Consider the following 18,567-nt stretch of genomic DNA (forward strand, 5'->3'; position numbering starts at 1 on the left):
GCCATGATCGCGCGCACTCGGGCACGCGCTGAGTTCAAGGCCTTCCCGGCTCAATCAGATACTTCGCACCTGTTGCCGGTACGCAAAGCCGTGCAATCGTTTCCGGCTCGACCAACGCGGTCAGCGGCACGGCATTCGTGTAACTGGATGCGAAGACGGTCGTGATTTGCTCGGCAATCTGTTGTCGAAGTCGGGTTCTCTCCAGCGGTCCGATCCGCTCCAGAAAGGGCGTCAGAAGCCAGCCACCGACAGACCACTGCATGCCCCAATCGCGATCGAGCACGATGGGTCTGCTATCGAGACCACCATAGATGTAGATCTGCTTGTGGACGCTGGACCCGTAGCGGCTGAAATGCGGCATGTCACGGCGAAAGACCCGATCCATCGCGCTGAGAATCTCACCGGCCAAACCACCACCACCGACGGCATCAAAGGCGATCGTCGCACGCGTTTCCTCGATGGCATTCATCAACTGCCCAGCGAAATCGGGTTCATCTGATCTGACGATCCATCGCGCATCGAGAGCCCGCAACATGTCCGCCTGCGCAGCGTTTCGCACGATATTGACAAGCGCTATGCCGTCTCTCGCGCAGAGGCGGTTGAGGATCTGGCCCAGACTGGACGCCGCCGCGGTGTGAACGATCGCGGTGTGTCCTTCGGACCGCATCGTATGGACCATTCCGGAAGCGGTCATTGGGTTGACCCAAGCAGAAGCAGCCTGCTGCGGCGTGACGTCTTCGGGTAGCAGGATGCAGTCATCTGCCGTCACTGTGCGATACTGCGCGTACATTCCGCCCCCCAGGACGGCGACGGTTCGCCCAAGCATATGGCGCACGGAAGAGCCAGCGTCGATGACGACGCCGGCGCCCTCGTTGCCGACGGGCAAAGGATGACCGATGCGCCCCGCCATCAGGTCCAGGGCCTGCGCTGGCAGGCGCGCGACCAAGACTGCCGTGCCGTCCGCGTCATTTGATCGCTGGAACTCCGATGGCTTCGCGCCGGCCAGCATCAGGCCGATATCCGACGGATTGACGGGGGCGGCATCGACCCGCACGATAACCTGATCAGGTTGAGGCTTGCCGACGGGCGTTTCCACTAAGCGCAGCGTCACCAGTCCGTCTGCTGTCACTTCAGATACGAGTTTAAGTCCTATCATGATGCCTCACCAATTCCTCCCCCAGCAACCAGTCGTCATCTGGTCTTCGTTTCTCCGCAGCGCAGACCGCCGAGTGCTCCTCAGAAGGCGACTTCGCTGCCGCCCTTTAGGGCCAGCATCTGACGTGCCTCGTCTGGGGTTGCGATCTCCCTGCCAGCCTCTTCCAGAATACGACGGATCTTGCGGACCTGCTCTGCATTGGTCTGGGCAAGCTGCCCACGGCCAATCATCAAGCTGTCCTCGAGGCCCACACGAACATTGCCTCCCATGGCCGCGCTCATCGTCGCGAAAGGTATCTGGTGTTTGCCCGCACCGAGGACCGATAAATGCCAGTCGTTGCCGAACAGCTTGTCCGCGATCGTCACCATATGCGTGAGGTTTTCGTGATCACCGCCCATGCCGCCCAGTATCCCGAAGATGCACTGGATGAAGAAGGGGGGCTTGATAATGCCCTTGTCGGCAAAATAGGCGAGGTTGTAGAGGTGGCTTGTGTCGTAGCATTCGTACTCGAAGCGCGTGCCATAGCCGGAAAGCTCAGTCGCAATGGCTTCGATCTGTGCAAAGCTGTTGCTCATCGCGGTATGCCGGGTGGATTCGAGAAATGGCTGCTCCCAGTCATGTTTCCATGTTCGCGATTGCTCGGCCGCGACGAAGACCCCGAAATTCATGGTTCCCATGTTGAGGGACGTCAATTCAGGCCGCGCCGCGCGCGCCGCGCCAAGTCGTTGATCAAGTGACATGCCGACAGCTCCGCCGGTCGTCAGGTTCACGACGGCATCGCACTGCTGCTTTATCCGAGGCAGGAACTGCATGAAGATCGCCGGATCCGCACTCGGCCGTCCATCGTTCGGATCGCGGGCGTGCAGATGCAGAATGGCGGCTCCCGCTTCGGCAGCCTCGACCGATTGCTGAGCAATCTCGTCCGGCGTAATCGGCAGGTACTCGGACATGGTCGGCGTGTGGACCGAACCGGTCACGGCACATGAAATAATCGCTTTTCTAACTTTGATCATAAACTATCCTCCCAGACAAATATCCGAAGCCCAAAGCGACGAAGTTCGCTCAGGCGGCCTCCGATCGCCAGCTATGATGCCGGACCGGCGACGACCGGCGAAGGCAACGGCACACTCGGTTGCCGCATCCTCCTCCCATCGACTTTCTGACGATCATCAGAACCGCGCTCCTCAACGCTCTAACGGTTCAATCTTGCGCCCGCGTCGACTTTGCGTCAATATTTCTTTTCTAGAAAAGCAATAAATGATAAGAGAGTGTACCGATAGCTCACATAGCGGTGTCGATGGCTTGCAGAGACGAAGCAGCGCCGTCGCATGAGGAGGAGAGTTTGATGAAGCCGATGGACATTTGCGTTCGCGCTCAACCACAAGCGAAGAGCGGGCGGTTTGCATGACCACACGTGCCGAACTACCCGTAGCCGATCTCACCCCGATCCTCCACACACTGGCCCGCCTACCGGAATTGCAGCGGTTGCGTGACATCCAGAGCCGCTTCGCAATGGCCGACGATGCGCTGATCCAAACGATCGTTGAAGAGGCAGATCGCCTCGCCGTAAAGGTCATCGCGCCGCTCAATGCAGAGGGAGAGCGCAATCCTCCCCGTTACCAGGAGGGTCGCGTGCGGACCTCGGACATGCATAAGGACGCATGGAACCACTACGCGGCTGGCGGCTGGCTGTCGCTCGACATCGATCCGGATTTCGACGGACAGGGCCTCCCGCTCGTGTTGGCGGTCGCCGTCCAGGAGGTATTCGACCGCGCGTCACCCGCCTTCGGCATGCTGCCGGTGCCGATGCGCTCCGCCGCCAGGATGATCTCGATGTTCGGCGATGACGAGACCCGCGCACGCTGGCTGCCACTTCTGGCTTCCGGCGAAATCGGTGCGACCATCTGTATTTCCGAGGTTGAGGCAGGCTCCGATGTTGCCCGGCTGCGGACAATCGCAGAGCCTGCCGGCGACCTTTTCCGGATTACCGGCGAAAAGCAGTGGATCAGCTTCGGCGACCATGACCTAACCAAGACGATTCTCCATTGTGTTCTTGCACGCGATGATGAAGCGGGAGGCTTCTCGCTCTTTCTCGTACCCTGCGGGCCCGATGAGGCTAGTAAGACAGTGGTGACGAGACGGCTTGAAGAAAAGCTCGGCCTGCATCTTTCGCCCACCTGCGCGCTTGGTTTCGAGGGTGCTCTCGGCGAGCGACTGGGCGCGCCGGGTCGCGGCCTGGCCACGATTTTCGGTATGATCACGCGGATGAGACTTGCGGTGGGCGCGATGGGGCTCGGAATCGCTGTCAGCGCTCTCGACGTGGCCGATGCCTATGCCGCAGAACGGCGCCAGGGTGGCAAGGCCGCACAGCCGGTGCGGATCGACACGCATCCTGATGTTCAGCGCATGCTGAAACGCATGAGGGCGACAGTGACCGCGTTCCGAAACCTGCTTTACACGGTGGCGGCACATGCGGAACTCGCAGAGTTCGAGCCCGATAAAGAGGCCGCTGAAACAAGCCAGCATCTGGTGCAGTGGCTGTTGCCGGTGATCAAGACGCTTGGCGGCGAAATCGCCTTCGATTGCGCCAGCGACGCAATCCAGGTTCTGGGCGGTGCGGGTTACACTGCCGACTGGCCTGTCGAACAGGCGCTTCGTGACGCGCGGGTTCTGACGATCTTCGAAGGTACGACGGGTATCCAGGCAGCCGATCTGGTGCAACGCGGGATATGGCGCGGCGGTAGCGCTGGTCTAGGCGTCTTTCTCAAGCTGATCGGCGATGATCTCGGTCATATGGCGTCCGACGACCGGTATTCGATCGAGGCGGCGCTCGATATTCTAAAACAAGCGACGCAACTCGTGACCCCGCAGGATCGTGGCAGTGAGGCGGCCTCCGTTGCCTATCTCCACCTTGTCGGACATTGCGCGCTTGCCTGGGCGACGATCCGTCAGAAATCCTCAGGCGCTGTGAACGAAGCGGAGAGCGAAGCCCTTGATATCGAGCTGGGTACTCTGCGCGCGAGATGCGAGCTGGAGGCGGCGCGGATCGCCGCGTTGTCGAAACATTATCGCACGGCAAATCTACAAACGGAGTCGGCCTAATTCCCAGAGACAAGTCCACAACGGCTGTACCTGCGGCGACCGTTTTTGGGATGTTACGGTTTGATACGGCTACAGTCATTCCTGTCAGCGCTTGCCAGGTCATTGCGGGCGGCTTTCATGAGCCCCAGCCATGGCTGAAGCACGTCTGTATCCAGCGGAGCCCTTCGTCAGACGTCCCGGGCCGGGAAGATAGTCTTCCGCATTGTCTTGCCGTGACCTCAGCACATCATTCTAGCGAGAGAACAAAATCGACATCATCATTCAGTCTTTCAGGATTTCATGTTTCAGAAACGGATTTTCATCATTTCGTGAAATTTTCAGAAGGTTGGGTGCATCTACGTCGCGACACGTTTTATCGCCTACCTTGAGCTTGCCCTGTATCTGCGAAAGTTATTAGGGGAATCTAATAGAAATAATGATTCTGGCATGCCTTTTGCTTCGCCATAATCATGCCGTTGGAGGACGGCTTGGAGGGAAAGCGAAAGTACCATCGTTGACGGCGTGGAGCCCATCCGCGCCGAATGGCGGAGCCTTGTTTTCTCTAAGGAAAGCGCTGAGGAGGGCGTGAATGGTTCATCGTAATTGTCCCGCCCCAGCTCATGGAGGCCAACCCTCCCATCAAGGTCAGTGGTGTCGCATTTGGCCTCTCGGATCTCCACCCGTCGCGAACGTGTGGCGGGTCACGATCATCATCAGTTCCGCACATTTAGGGAGATTTCCATGCATGACAAATACATCGCCGTCGATGGCGCCCGGATCCGCTACCGCGATACGGGGGGGACCGGCACTCCGATTCTCCTGACCCATGGGATCGGCGGCTCGCTGGAAATGTTTCTGAAACAACTCGAGACAATGGGGGGATCGTTTCGTCTCATTGCATGGGATCTTCCTGGACATGGTTTATCGGATCTCGGCGATCAACCCTATGAACCCGGTAAATTCAGTGTTGTCGCATGGCGCTTTCTGGATGCGCTGGACATCGACACGGTCATTCTCGTCGGCAACTCGCTTGGAGGTCTGATCTCGTTACGGATGGGCGACGCGCGTCCAGAGCGTGTCGGAGGGCTGCTTCTGGCCAGCAGTGCGGGGTTTGCACGAAATACGCCTCTCGCATTCCGGCTCATGACGCTCCCGATCCTTGGAGATCTCATGACGCGGCCAAGCCCGATGGCAGTTGCGCAGCAACTCAAAGCGATCTTCCATAATCCTGCTGTCGTTTCCGACGCCATTCGAACGGTGGTGAGCCGGAACGTGTACAAGCCGGGTGGTGCAAAGGCCTTCGTCAAAACCTTGCGGCTGATGTCTTTGCTTGGTGCTCAACATCCGCAGTTGATCCGCACATCCCGCGCAATCCTCCAGAAACTCAGCCAGCCCATCGTATTTGTTCATGGGCGCGAGGACGCCGTACTGCCCTGTTCGCATTCCATCGAAGCGGTGAAACTGGCCAAGAACGGCGAGCTCATCGTTCTGGAATCCTGCGGACACACGCCTCAGTTCGAACGACCCGATGCTTTCAACCAGATCCTGATCGACCTCGTTAAGCAAGCAGATAGCCATGTCCACGGCCAGCTCGATGCATCACCGTCCGGCAATGCGGCAGACGGTGCCAACGCGCCTTCGAAACCGGAGACAAGCCAGAAGACAGCGTGAGCCTGCCCGGCGGACCCGCGTTCGCGGAATTGCGCGGCTGATCATCCGAACGGGCTGAACATGCGCGGAATGCGGCGGCGGGAACAGCGAGCGGATCGAACTTTATCCAAACGGACGACTGGCGGAATTTCTGGTTCGTCAATTCAAGAGGGGAAGCAGCATGAATGTGCGCATTTTAGGTCTGGCAGTTACGCTCACTGTGGCAGGATCCGCCGCCTATGGCCGTGAGCCCGGAACCCCAACGGCCATGCCGCCCGGCGGAACCGTGGGTGTGCCGGTCGGGGCCAATCCGCCGCCCGGGTTGTATTATTCCATGCGGACCGATTTTACATTCGCCGATGTCTACAACGGTGATTCAAAGGTGCCCATCGAAGTCAACGTCAAAGCCAGCGCGCAACAATTCCACTGGGTGCCGGGCGATACAGTTTTGGGCGGGACCTACCGCGCTATGCTGAGTGTTCCGCTGGTAGAGGTTAATCAGCGTGCGTTCGGTATTGAGGGGAGCGAGTTCGATATCGGCGACATCGTCGTCTCTCCGCTCAACCTTTCCTGGATGATCGCGCCCGGTGTCTTTGTGCAGACAGGGGTCGGCTTTACCTTCCCGACCGGTAAATTCAGCGCCACACCCGGTTCCATCAACACGGGCTCTAACGCCTTCACGACATCCGCCGACATCGGTCTCAGTTATCTCGCCAATGGCTGGAACCTCTCAGCTCACGCTAACTATTTCGTCCATGCAGAAAACCCGGACACGGATTATCGGTCCGGCGACGAATTTATTCTCAACTGGACAGCCATGAAGGAGGTAAACGGCTTCAGTATCGGGCCAGTCGGCTACTTCCGCCAGCAGGTTACAGATGACCGCAACAATGGTCGCTTTTACGGTGGAACCACGAACGGGAAAGGAAAGGAATTCGGCATCGGCATTGGCTTTACAAAAAAGCTAGGTCCAGTTGAGGTCAACCTCGACTACCTCCACGACTTTGAGGTGAAAAATACCGCTGGTGGAGATCGCTTTCTCGTCAACCTCACCATGCCGATTCCGTTTTAGACTTTTCCACAACAACACGACCATACCTTCAATCAAGAGCGCTTCCGGACATCTCTGGCTCGCGGGAAGCGCTCTGGGTTCCAAAACATCGTCTATCGTCAGCCCCGTCCTTGTCGAGATTGTTTGCGAACGCGTTGCCGCTAGCGCGAGGTCGATTTGGGCGATTAACGACAGAGTTGTTGTTGGGCCGCCCATCTTGCAGGTAAACCTCAGACCAGCGGAAAATGGCAGGCGACCGAGCGCTCCGAGGAAATTGCTGAAAGCGTCGGACGCGTCTGGTGGCAGATGGCTTGTGCCTTGGGACAGCGCGTGGAAAACTTGCAGCCTGCGGGCGGGTTGAGCGGGCTTGGGATTTCGCCTGACAGCAGAATCCGACCTCTCTGACCCCGATTGTGCGGCTGCGGGATCGCCGACAGGAGCGCTTGCGTGTAGGGATGGCTCGGCCTTGCGTAAAGCGCGTCAGTCTCCCCGACCTCCACAATCGAGCCGAGATACATGACGGCGACACGGGTGGATACTTGGCGCACGACCGCGAGATCATGTGCAATGAAGACGTAGGTGAGGTTGAGCTGTTCCTGTAGATCGCTGAAAAGATTGACGATCTGCGCCTGCACCGACACGTCGAGCGCAGAGACCGGTTCGTCTGCAACGATCAGTTTCGGTTCGACCGCCAGTGCGCGGGCGATACCGATACGCTGACGCTGACCGCCGGAGAATTCGTGCGGGTAGCGATCGAGATAGTCACGGCGAAGTCCGACCAGGTCCATGAGTTCGCCCAGCCTTGCATCGATGGCGCCGCCCTCGCGGATGCGATGGACTTTTAGCACTTCTGCCAGAATATCGCGCACCCGACGGCGAGGGTTAAGGGAGGCGGAAGGGTCTTGAAAGATCATCTGCATCTTGCGTCGCACGGGCTTCAATGCGCGCGTGTCAGCTTTGGTAATGTCGGAACCGTCGAATGTCAGCGTGCCTCCATTGATGTCATAGAGCCGGGTCAGACACCGTCCAAGCGTCGACTTGCCGCTTCCCGACTCTCCCACAAGACCAAGCGTCTCGCCGGTGAAAACCTCGAGACTGACGTTGTCTACCGCATGAAGGATGCGACCGGAGCCCGGCCTGATGGTCTTGCCGACGGTGAATGTCTTGACGATCGATCTGGCTGACATCAGAGGAGCGTCTTCCCGTGAATTTCCAGGGGGTGTCATGCGAATTCCTCCGGCGTCAGGACAGATTGGCGCAGCAGACCACGTTCTGGCTCTTCCAAGACACAAAGTGCTGCCTGTTCCCCGGAATGTCGGAGTGGAGGCCGTTGCAGACATTGAGGCTGGGCAAAGGCGCAGCGCGGCGCAAAGCCGCAGCCCTCGCCGATTGTTTCCGGTGTCGGCGGCATGCCGGGAATGGATTTGAGGCGATTGAGCCGCGCCCCTGTGAGCGGCGGGATGGAGGCCATCAGGCCCCAGCTATAGGGATGGAGCGGGCTTGCAAACATCGCCTCCGTTTCGCCGCGCTCTACGATGCGACCGGCGTACATGACGGCGACGCGGTCGGCGATTTCAGACACGACGCCCATATCATGGGTAACGAGAATGATGGCGGAACCAAAATCCTTTCGGAGGCGTAAGAGAAGATCGAGGACCTGAGCCTGAACCGTAACATCAAGCGCCGTGGTCGGTTCATCAGCCACGAGCAGTGCGGGATTGCACGATAGCGCCATGGCGATGACGGCGCGCTGGCGCATGCCGCCGGACAGCTGATGGGGATAGCGATCTACGGCCTCTCCTGGATTGGACAGGCCCACCTCTCCCAGAAGCTCGATGGCCCGTTTCCTGGCCACGCGTGCGGACACCGGTTCATGAGTACGGATTTGCTCTGCGATCTGCCAGCCAATTGTGTAGACGGGCGTCAGCGCTGTCATGGGGTCCTGCGAAATAAGGCCTATTTCCTTACCTCGGATGCGCCGCAGGTCGTTGGCGGCTAGCTCCAGCATGCGGCGACCCCTGAAGGCAACCATGCCGTCGACGCGGGTGGTCTTTCGGTCATGGAGGCCGAGCAGGGACAGCAGTGTCACGGATTTTCCAGAGCCGGATTCGCCGACGATGGACAGGATTTCGCCTTCGCGGACATTGAAAGACACATCGCGCACGGCCGAGACCATCCCGCGATCGGTCGCAAACGAAACCGTAAGGCCGTTCACGTCGAGAAGAACAGGTTTTTCTGGATTGGCCATGGCCTCAGTTCTCCCGGACGCGCGGATCGATAAGGACATAGACGACGTCCACAAGGGCATTGGCAAGAACGACGAAGAAAGATGCGTACATCACCGTTCCCAGCACCATTGGCAGATCAAGATTGAGCAGCGCCTGATAGGTGAGCCTGCCAACGCCGTTCAACCCGAATACAACCTCTGTCAACAGCGCCGAACCTCCAACCAGAACGCCGAAATCAAGCCCGAACATGGTTACGAACGGAATGAGTGAGGTACGAAGGGCATGGCGCATCATAACGCGGGCAGGGGTCAGCCCTTTGGCGCGGGCAGTGCGGATGAAGTCCTCCTGATAGGCCTCGACCAGGTTAGCCCGCAGGACGCGGCCATAAATGCCGATGTAAAGGGCGGCCAGCGTGAACCAGGGGATGATGAGCGTCTTGAACCAGCCGATAGGGTCCGTCATCAAGGGCTTGTACCCCAGCGCTGGAACCCATGAGAAAAAGACGGTGTCGTGAAAGCGGCTTTGCGTGATGAGGTTCATCACCTCGCCCAGCCAGTAGACCGGCATGGACACGCCAATCAGCGACAGCGCCATCAGCCCACGGTCGAGCAGCGTATCGCGCGCCAAAGCAGCGACGACACCCACGAAAATGCCACCGATCACCCACAGAATGGCAGCACCCGCCACCAGTGACAGCGTCACGGGAGCGGCTGAAGCAACGGCTGGTACGACGCGCATTCCGCGATTGACGAAGGAGGTCAGATCCTGCGTCACGAACAGGCGCTTCATCATGATCACATATTGGACGGGCAACGCGCGATCAAAGCCGAAGTCCTTGCGGATGGACTCCACTGTTTCTGGCGAGGCATTGCGCCCTGCAAGGCGTGCAGCCGGATCGGAGCCGGGCGTCGCAAAGAAGATCAAAAAGACCAATGCCGAAATACCGATCATGACGAACAGCATCTGGACGACGCGCTGGATGACAGCAAGAATCATGGCCGTCTCCTCATGCCAGTTTCGTTCTTGGGTCGAGCGCATCGCGAATGCTGTCGCCAAGCACGTTCAGCGACAGCACGGTGAGAGCGATGGCGATCCCTGGAGACAAGGCGACTGCCGGCCTTGTATAGAGCAGCGTCTGGCCGTCCTGAATAATGGTTCCCCAGCTTGCATCCGGTGCCTGGACCCCGATCGAGAGGAAGGAGAGCGAGCTTTCCGTGATGATATTCAGCGCCATCATGAGCGGCACAAAGACGATCAGCATCGTCGAGACGTTGGGTAGGATGTCGTTGAGAAGAATGCGCCACGCGGGAATGCCGAGACCGGTTGCCGCCAGAACGAACTCGCTTTTCTTCAGTGCCATCACCCGTCCACGCACGGGTCGCGCTACATAAGGCACATAGATGATACCGATGATAAAAATCGGCAGAGCCAAGCTATCCCCTCTGATCTCGACAGGACCTATGACGATCCCTTGGGAGAGAAGCACGATAGAAAGCGATATGGCGAGCAGATAGACGGGAAAGGCCCAGAGAATATCGAGAATGCGCGACAGGATCTGGTCGGTCAGCCCGCCGAAGAAGCCTGCTGAAATGCCGATAAGAGCGGCAAGTACGAGACAGATCGCAGTGGAGGCTGTTGCGATCAGCAGTGAATTGCGACCGCCATAAAGAAGCCGCGCCGCCACATCGCGCCCTTGAGTGTCGGCACCGAGAAAATATTGCGCGCCCCATGTCGGGCCGATCGGCGTCACGCCAAGCCCGAGGCCTTCTGTCGACGCCTGCATCACCTTGGTTCGCTGGCCGTCGATGGTGATGCGAGCCGAAAGATTGGAGCGAAACGGATCGCTGCCCGCCACATAGGCAGCGTAAAGCGGCGCGGATAGGCTCGACAGGATGATCAGCACCAGAACAAAGGCGGCTATAACGGTTGGTTTGTCACGTTTCAGCAGATGCCAGGCGCGTTTCCAAGGCCCGGCACCCATATGTTTTACCACAGGCTCGGGCAATCCGGGGTTGGAGATGCCTATTTCGGAAGAGGTGGTCATAACGTTTCCTGCTGCGCATCTCGGTCTGGCGGAAGGGGGTGACGGCGAAGCCTTGGCCGCGCCGTCTTCCATGTTTGAAGCAGTGTTATCGGACTGGCCGCAACATCATCTCACTGCAGGTTACTTGACCCATGCCTGAGACGTAATCCAACGGTTCTGCTTGTTGAACAGGTAGTTGCCCAGCCGCGCGGAGGTGAAGTTGACGCTTTTCGGCGTGATGAGCGGGACCATGGGTGCCTGCTCCATGAAAGCCTGGTCAACTTTAGCCCAGATCGCGTTGGCGGCGTCCTGATCCGTAAGGGCGGTGGTCATCGCCGTCTTCATCTGGGCGTCAAGATCCTTATTGCAGTAGCCGGCGATGTTGATGGACGAATCGCTGCCCTTGTTGATGGAGCCGCAAGACAACAGCACGTTCAGGAAGTTCGATGCGGCAGGATAGTCCTGATACCATTGCGACACGCTGATCTGGACATTGTTGTTGGTGTTCTGGATGTAGGTGAACTGGATGTTGGGCGAAATCGCCTTCATCGACGCATCATAACCGAGCTCAGTGAGAACGCTGGCAATATAGGTGCCGATGCCGCGCGAGGCTGCGTTATCCTCAGCAATCACCGTGATCTTCTGGCCCTTGGTGCCGGACTCGTCCACCAGCGCCTGCGCTTTTTCCATGTCGGGCTCGCTCCAGGTCGGGCCAGGGTTTTTGGTGTAGATGCAATTGTCGACATGACCGGGGAAGTCCGGCGGCAGGATCTGGCAGACCGGCTGTCCAAGTGCCTCACCGCCAAAGAGGCCGACGACGGCATCGCGGTCGACCGCATAGTTCAGCGCCTGACGCACTTTCACATTGTCGAAGGGAGCAAGGTTGGTGTTCATCGGTGCGTACCAGAAGGCAGCCAGCGGATCGATATGGATCTGGCTGGCGTATTTCGTGCCGATTTGGGGCAGGCGATCCGCTGGCGGCGTGTCGAACAGCCAGTCGATCTGACCATTGATGATGGCGTTGATCGCCGCTTCCTCGGTCAGGCCGAACTTGTAGACGACCTCGTCGGCATAGCCGTCAGGCTGGGCGTCGACGCTCCATTCCTTGAAATTCGGATTGCGTTTCAGCACCATTTCGGAATTTGGATCGTAGCTTGTAATCATGTAGGCCCCCGTCCCTGCGATCGGCGTCGTGCCCGCGTCGGCCGTTGGCGCATCGGCAGGCAGGATCGAAGCATGGGGTACGGCAAGCTTTGAGAAGATTTCGGCGTCGGGTGCGATAAGGTTGAGCGTCACCGTGCCGGCCGCATCATCTCCGGTAACGCCGCCTTCAAGCGTGCATGTCGCAGAATCCGCGATGCATTTATCAGCCCCGACAATGCCGTTGTAGAAGCTGCCAGTTGTCGGGCCTTTCACCTTGAAGATGCGCTGAAAAGAGGCGACGACATCGGATGGCATCACTTCGCGACCGTTGGAAAACTTGATACCCTTCCGGATTTTGAAGACATAGGTCTTCCCATCATTGGTAGGCTCCGGAATGGCCTCCGCAAGGGCCGGAACGATGTCGAAGCCACCGGTGCCAGCGACCTGCTTGAACTTCACAAGGCCGTCATAGGTCATCTGGAAAAGCTGCCAGAACTGAGCGGTATAGTTGATCATCGGATCGACCGTACCAGCGGCGGAAACCGCAGCCATCGTGATGGTGCCGCCACGATGGAGTTTCATCAGGGCCGCCCGGTCTTCGGCTTGCGCAACGCCGGAAAAAGCGGTCTGGGCGACAAGGCAGGTTGCCAGAAGCGCTCCAGTGTGCCGGAAGAGATGTCTCGGAAGAATGCTCATGGTTCGTTTCCCTCTCTTGTTTTGTTTGTTCAGGCTGTTCGTGTTGAATGATCGCGTTCAGATGTCCGTTTCGTCCAGAAAAGCCCCGACCACGGCCATGCATGCGTCGCGTTCTTCCACATGCGGCATGTGACTGGATTGCTCAAAAATGGTCCAGCGGACATTCGGAATCTCGTCCGCATAGGGCTGTACGCAAGCTTCGGTCGCCTCGTCGAAACGGCCAGAAATGAGAAGGGTCGGCACGTCGATGGTGGCGAGCCTGCCGACGATCGACCAGTTCTTCATGGTGCCGATGACGTGGAATTCATTGGGACCATTCATCGTGTGGTACACGGTCGGGTCTGCGCCGATGGCGTCAAAGGTGCGTTGCACTTCCGGCGGCATGGGGACGATGCGACAGACGTGGCGCTGATTGAACACATCAGTCGCCGCCATGTATTCCGCACTATCCGTGGTCCCGGTCTCTTCGTGACGCAGGAGGGTTTCCTGAACGTCCTGCGGAAGCTCCCGGCGGAGGCGGTTGGCTTCGGAAATCCAGGTGGACATCGCTGCTGGCGAATTGGCAATGATGAGCGCCTTCAGGCCAACGGGCCGATCGACGGCGAATTCCGCTCCCAGCATACCGCCCCATGACTGTCCCAGCAGGCAATACGCATTGCGGATGCCGAGGTGGTCGATAAGGTTGTGCAGCTCCGCCTTGAAGAAAGCGACAGTCCAGAAGTCACCACCCTTGTCGGGGAGGTGGGTCGATTGACCGTTGCCAACCTGATCATAGTGGATAACGGCCCGGCCAGTCGCTGCTATGTCCTTGAAGCTATCGACGTAATCATGGGTGCAGCCAGGCCCGCCATGCGCGACGATCAGCGGCGGCTTGGAAGATGAAATGTCGCCTGTAATCCGGTACCATGTCTTGTACTCGCCATAAGACGCAAATCCTTCAGTGATCTCCATGGGCCTTACTCCTGTCTTTACGGACCCTTGCGGGTATGCTTGTCGTTGCGACAAATTGCTTCCGCGGCATCTTCGATGGTCATGCCCCAGTCCATAGACACCGAGCGCAAACGCTTCCAGGCCGCCGCTTCGCCGCCGCCTTCGTTCTGAAGCAAATGCAGAATGGCCCGAACGACGATGGGTCGCTGGCGCAGCCTGTCTTCCAGCGCTCGAATATCATCGGCCTGCGCCTGCACCTTCGCGTAGGCATCGGCTGCGATCAAAAGCGCACTATAAGCTCCGGTGGAGCCGATGGGCTTCAGCAGGTGGGCGTTAGAACCCTGATCCAGCGCCCATTCGATCCGGCCTGGCGCTTCGGAGCCGATCAGGGCAATCATCGGCATGGGTGCGTATCCTCGCGGCCACGGAAATTGATCGTCATGGCCCATATCCGCGTCAAAGAAGACGACGTCTGCCCCCACTTCGTTCAGATGCGGCCAACAGAGCGTGACACGGATATGCAGGAGTTCGAGCTGACGCCGGAGCGCATCAACGGAGGGATGATCGCGGTGCAGGATAACGGCATGCCATTGGGCAAGAAGGGGTCTGTCCCGGCGCGTCATTTGATCACCTTCAGTATCGGTGGATGAGACACGGACGCTGGCTTTTGCAGGGAGCGCACGAGATAGGGATCGGCAGGGATCGCCTCATCGGCGCTTTCAAGAAGGGTGAATCCACCCTCTTCGTCCGACAGCCCCAGATGCGGCTTCAGGGCAGCGTGATGTGTACGCGGATCAATCCCGACAGATCCTACCGGCGTGTCGAACAGCCGGGCGGTTGCGACTTTGCGGACAGCTTCCGGTGCATCTGTCCCGGCGTCGGCAATGGACCGGGCGAGGATGGACATCGCCATGTAAGCCGACATGAACGGCGTGGTGATGCATCGTCTGGCGCCATAACGTGTTGTCATGCGTGCCTTGAAGGCGCGATTTTCCGGCGTATCGAGCCGGTCGAAATAGATCGATGTCGAGATGTGGCCACGCCGGGCATCGTGGCTAAGGCCATCCAAGTCGGTTTCCGACATGTTGCAGGCAACGATCGGTGGGGCATCCTGATGGTGTTTGCGAAATGCACCATAAGCTTCGATGAAGGCCGTTGCGGATTGGCCGACCAGGTTGCTCAAAATGAAGTCGGGTTTCTTGTCCCGGATTTCGCTGATGAGGTGATCGACCTCGGTTGAGCCAAGCGGAACGTACCGATCCGCAACGACCTGCCCGCCATACGCCTCTGCTATCTCACGGGCGATACGACTGATCTCCCAGCCCCAGATATAATTCGAGCCGACAATGAAGGGTTGGTGACCGTGGCGCGGCAGGACGTAATCGAACAAAGGCAGGAGATGCTGGTTAGGACAAGCGCCGAGATAGACGGCGCTATCGCTCGCCTCATATCCTTCATAGGGAAAGGCGTACCACAAAAGCGCGCCGTGGCGCTCCACGATCGGCAGGACGTCTTTGCGGCTCCAGGACGTAATCGTGCCGATGATGTGCTGACAACCACCGTCGCGGATGGCGGACCGGGCCAAAGCTGCATATCCTTCCGCCCTGCCGCAGGGATCGTCGATCTTGGCAGCGATATTGAAACCATAAGCATGATCTGCATTGATCTCGGCAACAGCCGCCATTGCTCCGTCAACAGCCTCACGCCCCAAGGCGGCATACGGGCCCGTGGTGGAATAAAGGATGGAGACGGGCACACGATCACGCATCATTTCCCAGGCTGCTCCTTTGTATCATCACGCCGTTCGATGTTCATCCTGATCCATCCAATTCCGGTTGCGCAATCAGTGATGCCAGCGTTTAAAACAAAAAAAGCCCCGAACCGCTTGAAGCAGTATCCGGGGCTCAATTGCCTTCGGCGTCTAACGCCATGTGTTAACCTCAGGCTATGATAAGCACTGATTTCAGTCAATCGTAATTTTTGCTCAATTTTTGCTCAACGGTCGTTCAGGACATTTGGATAGACTGCTGTTCGGGTGACATACCACCCTGTTTCGTCCAGACTGTTTTGCGCAATAAAGATGGTGATCGGCACGTTCCAGGACCACTTCCGCATTGGGCGCGTCATTGGAAATGGCCACGCCGATACTGATGGTCACGGTCAGTTCCGCCGATATCCTTGACCAGTCGTATCTGGCAATTGTCAGACGCATCTGTTCGCAGGCTTTTTTGGCGCGCGCCATTGTCGCACCGGGCATCATGACGATGAATTCTTCACCGCCAAAGCGGACCGCAAGGTCGCCCTCCTGGACCGAGTTTTTGATCAGTGAGCCGATTTGCGCGAGAACCCGATCACCCGTGATGTGTGAGAAGGTGTCGTTGATTGTCTTGAAGTGGTCGACGTCCAGCATCGCCAGCGCATATGGGCTGCGCGACAGATCGATATCACTCAAGATGGCCTCGAGACGCCGACGGTTGGCAAGTCCTGTCAGCGGGTCCGTGTTTGCCGCCTCCGTCAGGAGAGTGGTCTGTTGCTGAAGGGCTGCAAGCGACCGCGCCAGTTGCGCCGAGCTTTCGGCTTCTGTGTCCAGCGATGTCTTCAGCTTTTTGGTTTCATAGCGGATTTCAACCAAGCGGGCATTTTGCTGGGTTCTTTCCGCCGTGAACTGCTGATGCAAAGAATGGTACCGTTTGTAAAAATGCAATGCGGGTTCAAAGGCCCGCAGATGTTCATGTGCCCGGGACAGATAGAGGCAGGCATTCATCAGTGTTTCGACATTGCTGCTTTCTTTTGCGAGCGCGTACGCCTCGTTCAACGGAACCAGTGCCTCCTCGTAACGTGTCAGAGAAATCAGCGTACGGCCGAGAATATCCAGGTAATGCCCTTTGCCTCTGTCGTCGTCGTTACCCGGTACCGCGCGGTACTGTGCGAGATACGCTTCGGCCATGACGAATTCATCGAGTGCATTGAAATATTCCGCCAGATTTCCGAGACACAGTCTTTCCGCCCATGCGTCTTTCAGTGTTGCGGCGATATCATATGCCTGCCTTGTTGTGTCGATTGCCGTTCTCATCGAGCTTTCGAAGGACGTCCTGTCGTCCCTCTCCAAGGCCAGATAGGCCACTTCCGAGTGAGCGCCGCCCAGGTTGATCAACCACCAGCATTCGAAAGTGACATCGCATGCCTCTCGGGCAAGTTCTACCGCGCGACCGCAATAATCGAGGGCTTGCGTCGGTTGTCGGGTCATCCAGAAAATCACGCCGACGACATTGATGGCCAGGGATCGAGACCTGAGGTTGCCACTGTGGTCGGCAATGTTCAGTGCTTCTGCGGCGAATTCTATGGCACTCTCCAAATTGCCGAGTTCCAGCTGGAGCCAAGCTTTTATGCTGAGTGCCTCGGCCTCAAACGCTGGTTCCTCCAGTTGCCTCCAAAGGACAACGGCCTTCTCCGCAAAATCCAAACCTTGCTCGGTTTTGCCAAGCTGGAAACAATACCAGGCACTTTGTTGTGAACTGCGTGCAATGAGGCATTGATCCCCGCGCTGTTCGGCGGATGCCAGAATAGAGCCCGCTATCGAAAGAGCCTGGATCGAAAGACCGGTACATGCAAAATGCCAAGCCTCATCCAGCGCGTTTGCGGCGACATCGGCATCGAAGATTTTTTCAGCGACTGTCAAACTGGTGATCCAACTCCCGGCTCGCTCTTGCGTCACAACAAAGCCGATCTTGACTATGACGGTACTTCCTAATTTTCTTAAGTTTGACATTCAAATCTGAATCGAGCGCTAATAGGTGCCGATGTTCTAAAATTCTGATGCGTCAACAGGCATTTTTTCGTTCAACTGCATAACAATTTATGACTTACGTGGAGGGCTTTTTAGGCGCCGTTCCAAGAACGATAACAACGCGTTGATTTTTGGGGGAGGCGGGGCTTGGCGCACGCGCTGATGTGTGCCCATCACGCGGGAAACTGACACAGCGAACCGCAGACTGTCGGCATGGCTATGCGCCATTCAACCCGCTTGTCGAAGACGCCGACATTTTCGAACCGTCGCCACAAAAGTTTCTAACCGTTTGACTTTTCAACCACCTGAAAGAAGGTTGGAGCGAACGACGCTGACGATTGAAGAAAGAGCAAGTCATGGCCGCACAGATACCCACATTGGACATGTTGAAGATCGAGGAGGATACGCTCCAACTGGAACGCTTCGACTATGATTTCGCCTGGATTTTGGGTAGCCATATCAGGAAGAAAGCGGTGTCGCGGAACCTCCCCGTTGCCGTTGAAGTTCGCCACGGTGCAGATGTCGTTTTTGCAAGCCTGCTGCCTGGCGCAACGGTTGACAACTTCGGCTGGACAAGCCGCAAGTGCGCGGTCGTCCATCGTTTCCATCGCAGTTCGCTTCGGGTCCGGTTGCAAGCCGAAAAAGGAGGCTATGATTTCAATGTGAAGTTCGGCCTACCCTCTGCAAATTTTGTTGCAAGCGGAGGCGGATTTCCCCTGACATTGCGGGGAGGGACCCTGATAGGCTGTGTTGCGGTCAGTGGCCTTCCCGATGTCGAGGATCATGCGTTGATCACCACGTCGTTGAGGGAATTGCTGTAAC

The 18,567-nt window shown here is 57.8% G+C and carries 16 protein-coding genes; 5 read left to right on the plus strand and 11 right to left on the minus strand.

Features of this window, described 5'->3' with window-relative positions; all coding sequences use genetic code 11:
• Positions 1-34: 34 nt before the first annotated feature.
• The gene (locus tag EKM04_RS12845; RefSeq protein ID WP_183894774.1) at positions 35-1,156 is read right to left on the minus strand and encodes an alcohol dehydrogenase catalytic domain-containing protein; all 1,122 of its coding nucleotides are present in this window, start codon (positions 1,154-1,156) and stop codon (positions 35-37) included.
• A gap of 80 nt (positions 1,157-1,236) precedes the next feature.
• Positions 1,237-2,166, minus strand: a complete 930-nt coding sequence (gene kce / locus EKM04_RS12850; protein ID WP_252094072.1) for a 3,5-dioxohexanoate:acetyl-CoA acetone transferase — start codon at positions 2,164-2,166, stop codon at positions 1,237-1,239.
• A 394-nt stretch (positions 2,167-2,560) separates the two neighbouring features.
• Between kce and EKM04_RS12855 the strand changes: the two genes are divergently transcribed.
• The 3 genes from EKM04_RS12855 (at position 2,561) to EKM04_RS12865 (ending at position 6,959) form a co-directional block, all read left to right on the plus strand.
• Complete coding sequence (locus tag EKM04_RS12855; RefSeq protein ID WP_183894778.1) at positions 2,561-4,258, plus strand: acyl-CoA dehydrogenase family protein; 1,698 nt, start codon at positions 2,561-2,563, stop codon at positions 4,256-4,258.
• A 720-nt stretch (positions 4,259-4,978) separates the two neighbouring features.
• Positions 4,979-5,908, plus strand: coding sequence for an alpha/beta fold hydrolase (locus EKM04_RS12860; RefSeq protein ID WP_183894780.1), 930 nt, complete (start codon positions 4,979-4,981; stop codon positions 5,906-5,908).
• A gap of 160 nt (positions 5,909-6,068) precedes the next feature.
• Positions 6,069-6,959 carry a SphA family protein gene (locus EKM04_RS12865; RefSeq protein WP_183894782.1) on the plus strand — a complete coding sequence of 297 codons (891 nt, stop codon included), beginning with the start codon at positions 6,069-6,071 and terminating at the stop codon, positions 6,957-6,959.
• Between the two features lie 209 nt (positions 6,960-7,168).
• Here the strand turns inward: EKM04_RS12865 and EKM04_RS12870 are convergent, their stop codons facing one another.
• From EKM04_RS12870 to EKM04_RS12900, 7 genes are all read right to left on the minus strand, one after another.
• The gene (locus EKM04_RS12870; RefSeq protein WP_234910901.1) at positions 7,169-8,125 is read right to left on the minus strand and encodes an ABC transporter ATP-binding protein; all 957 of its coding nucleotides are present in this window, start codon (positions 8,123-8,125) and stop codon (positions 7,169-7,171) included.
• Between the two features lie 35 nt (positions 8,126-8,160).
• Positions 8,161-9,186 (minus strand): ABC transporter ATP-binding protein, encoded by a 1,026-nt coding sequence (locus EKM04_RS12875; protein WP_183894786.1) that lies wholly within the window; start codon positions 9,184-9,186, stop codon positions 8,161-8,163.
• Between the two features lie 4 nt (positions 9,187-9,190).
• Positions 9,191-10,162: an ABC transporter permease gene (locus EKM04_RS12880; RefSeq protein ID WP_183894788.1), complete on the minus strand. Its 972-nt coding sequence runs from the start codon at positions 10,160-10,162 to the stop codon at positions 9,191-9,193.
• A gap of 10 nt (positions 10,163-10,172) precedes the next feature.
• Positions 10,173-11,210, minus strand: coding sequence for an ABC transporter permease (locus tag EKM04_RS12885; RefSeq protein ID WP_183894790.1), 1,038 nt, complete (start codon positions 11,208-11,210; stop codon positions 10,173-10,175).
• 120 nt (positions 11,211-11,330) lie between these two features.
• Positions 11,331-13,028 carry an ABC transporter substrate-binding protein gene (locus EKM04_RS12890; protein ID WP_183894792.1) on the minus strand — a complete coding sequence of 566 codons (1,698 nt, stop codon included), beginning with the start codon at positions 13,026-13,028 and terminating at the stop codon, positions 11,331-11,333.
• Between the two features lie 57 nt (positions 13,029-13,085).
• Positions 13,086-13,979 carry a proline iminopeptidase-family hydrolase gene (locus EKM04_RS12895; RefSeq protein ID WP_183894794.1) on the minus strand — a complete coding sequence of 298 codons (894 nt, stop codon included), beginning with the start codon at positions 13,977-13,979 and terminating at the stop codon, positions 13,086-13,088.
• A 17-nt stretch (positions 13,980-13,996) separates the two neighbouring features.
• A complete protein-coding gene (locus EKM04_RS12900; RefSeq protein ID WP_327786298.1) occupies positions 13,997-14,482 on the minus strand; it encodes an ANTAR domain-containing response regulator in 486 nt (161 codons plus the stop codon).
• Here EKM04_RS12900 and EKM04_RS12905 point away from each other — a divergent pair.
• A complete protein-coding gene (locus EKM04_RS12905) occupies positions 14,399-14,608 on the plus strand; it encodes a hypothetical protein (RefSeq protein WP_234910902.1) in 210 nt (69 codons plus the stop codon). The genes EKM04_RS12900 and EKM04_RS12905 overlap by 84 nt on opposite strands.
• On the opposite strand, the gene EKM04_RS12910 is transcribed toward EKM04_RS12905, so the two are convergent.
• Together EKM04_RS12910 and EKM04_RS12915 are read right to left on the minus strand one after the other, a co-directional pair.
• Positions 14,578-15,729 carry a transporter substrate-binding protein gene (locus EKM04_RS12910; RefSeq protein ID WP_183894798.1) on the minus strand — a complete coding sequence of 384 codons (1,152 nt, stop codon included), beginning with the start codon at positions 15,727-15,729 and terminating at the stop codon, positions 14,578-14,580. The two genes, EKM04_RS12905 and EKM04_RS12910, sit on opposite strands and share 31 nt — an antisense overlap.
• Positions 15,730-15,942: 213 nt before the next feature.
• Entirely contained in the window at positions 15,943-17,637 is a 1,695-nt protein-coding gene (locus EKM04_RS12915; protein WP_174154116.1) for a tetratricopeptide repeat-containing diguanylate cyclase, read from the minus strand.
• 491 nt (positions 17,638-18,128) lie between these two features.
• On the opposite strand from EKM04_RS12915, the gene EKM04_RS12920 reads away from it, so the two are divergent.
• Complete coding sequence (locus tag EKM04_RS12920; protein ID WP_234910903.1) at positions 18,129-18,566, plus strand: heme-degrading domain-containing protein; 438 nt, start codon at positions 18,129-18,131, stop codon at positions 18,564-18,566.
• Position 18,567 lies beyond the last annotated feature (1 nt).

Source organism: Rhizobium skierniewicense Ch11 (assembly GCF_023757665.1).
GTDB classification, from domain to species: domain Bacteria; phylum Pseudomonadota; class Alphaproteobacteria; order Rhizobiales; family Rhizobiaceae; genus Agrobacterium; species Agrobacterium skierniewicense.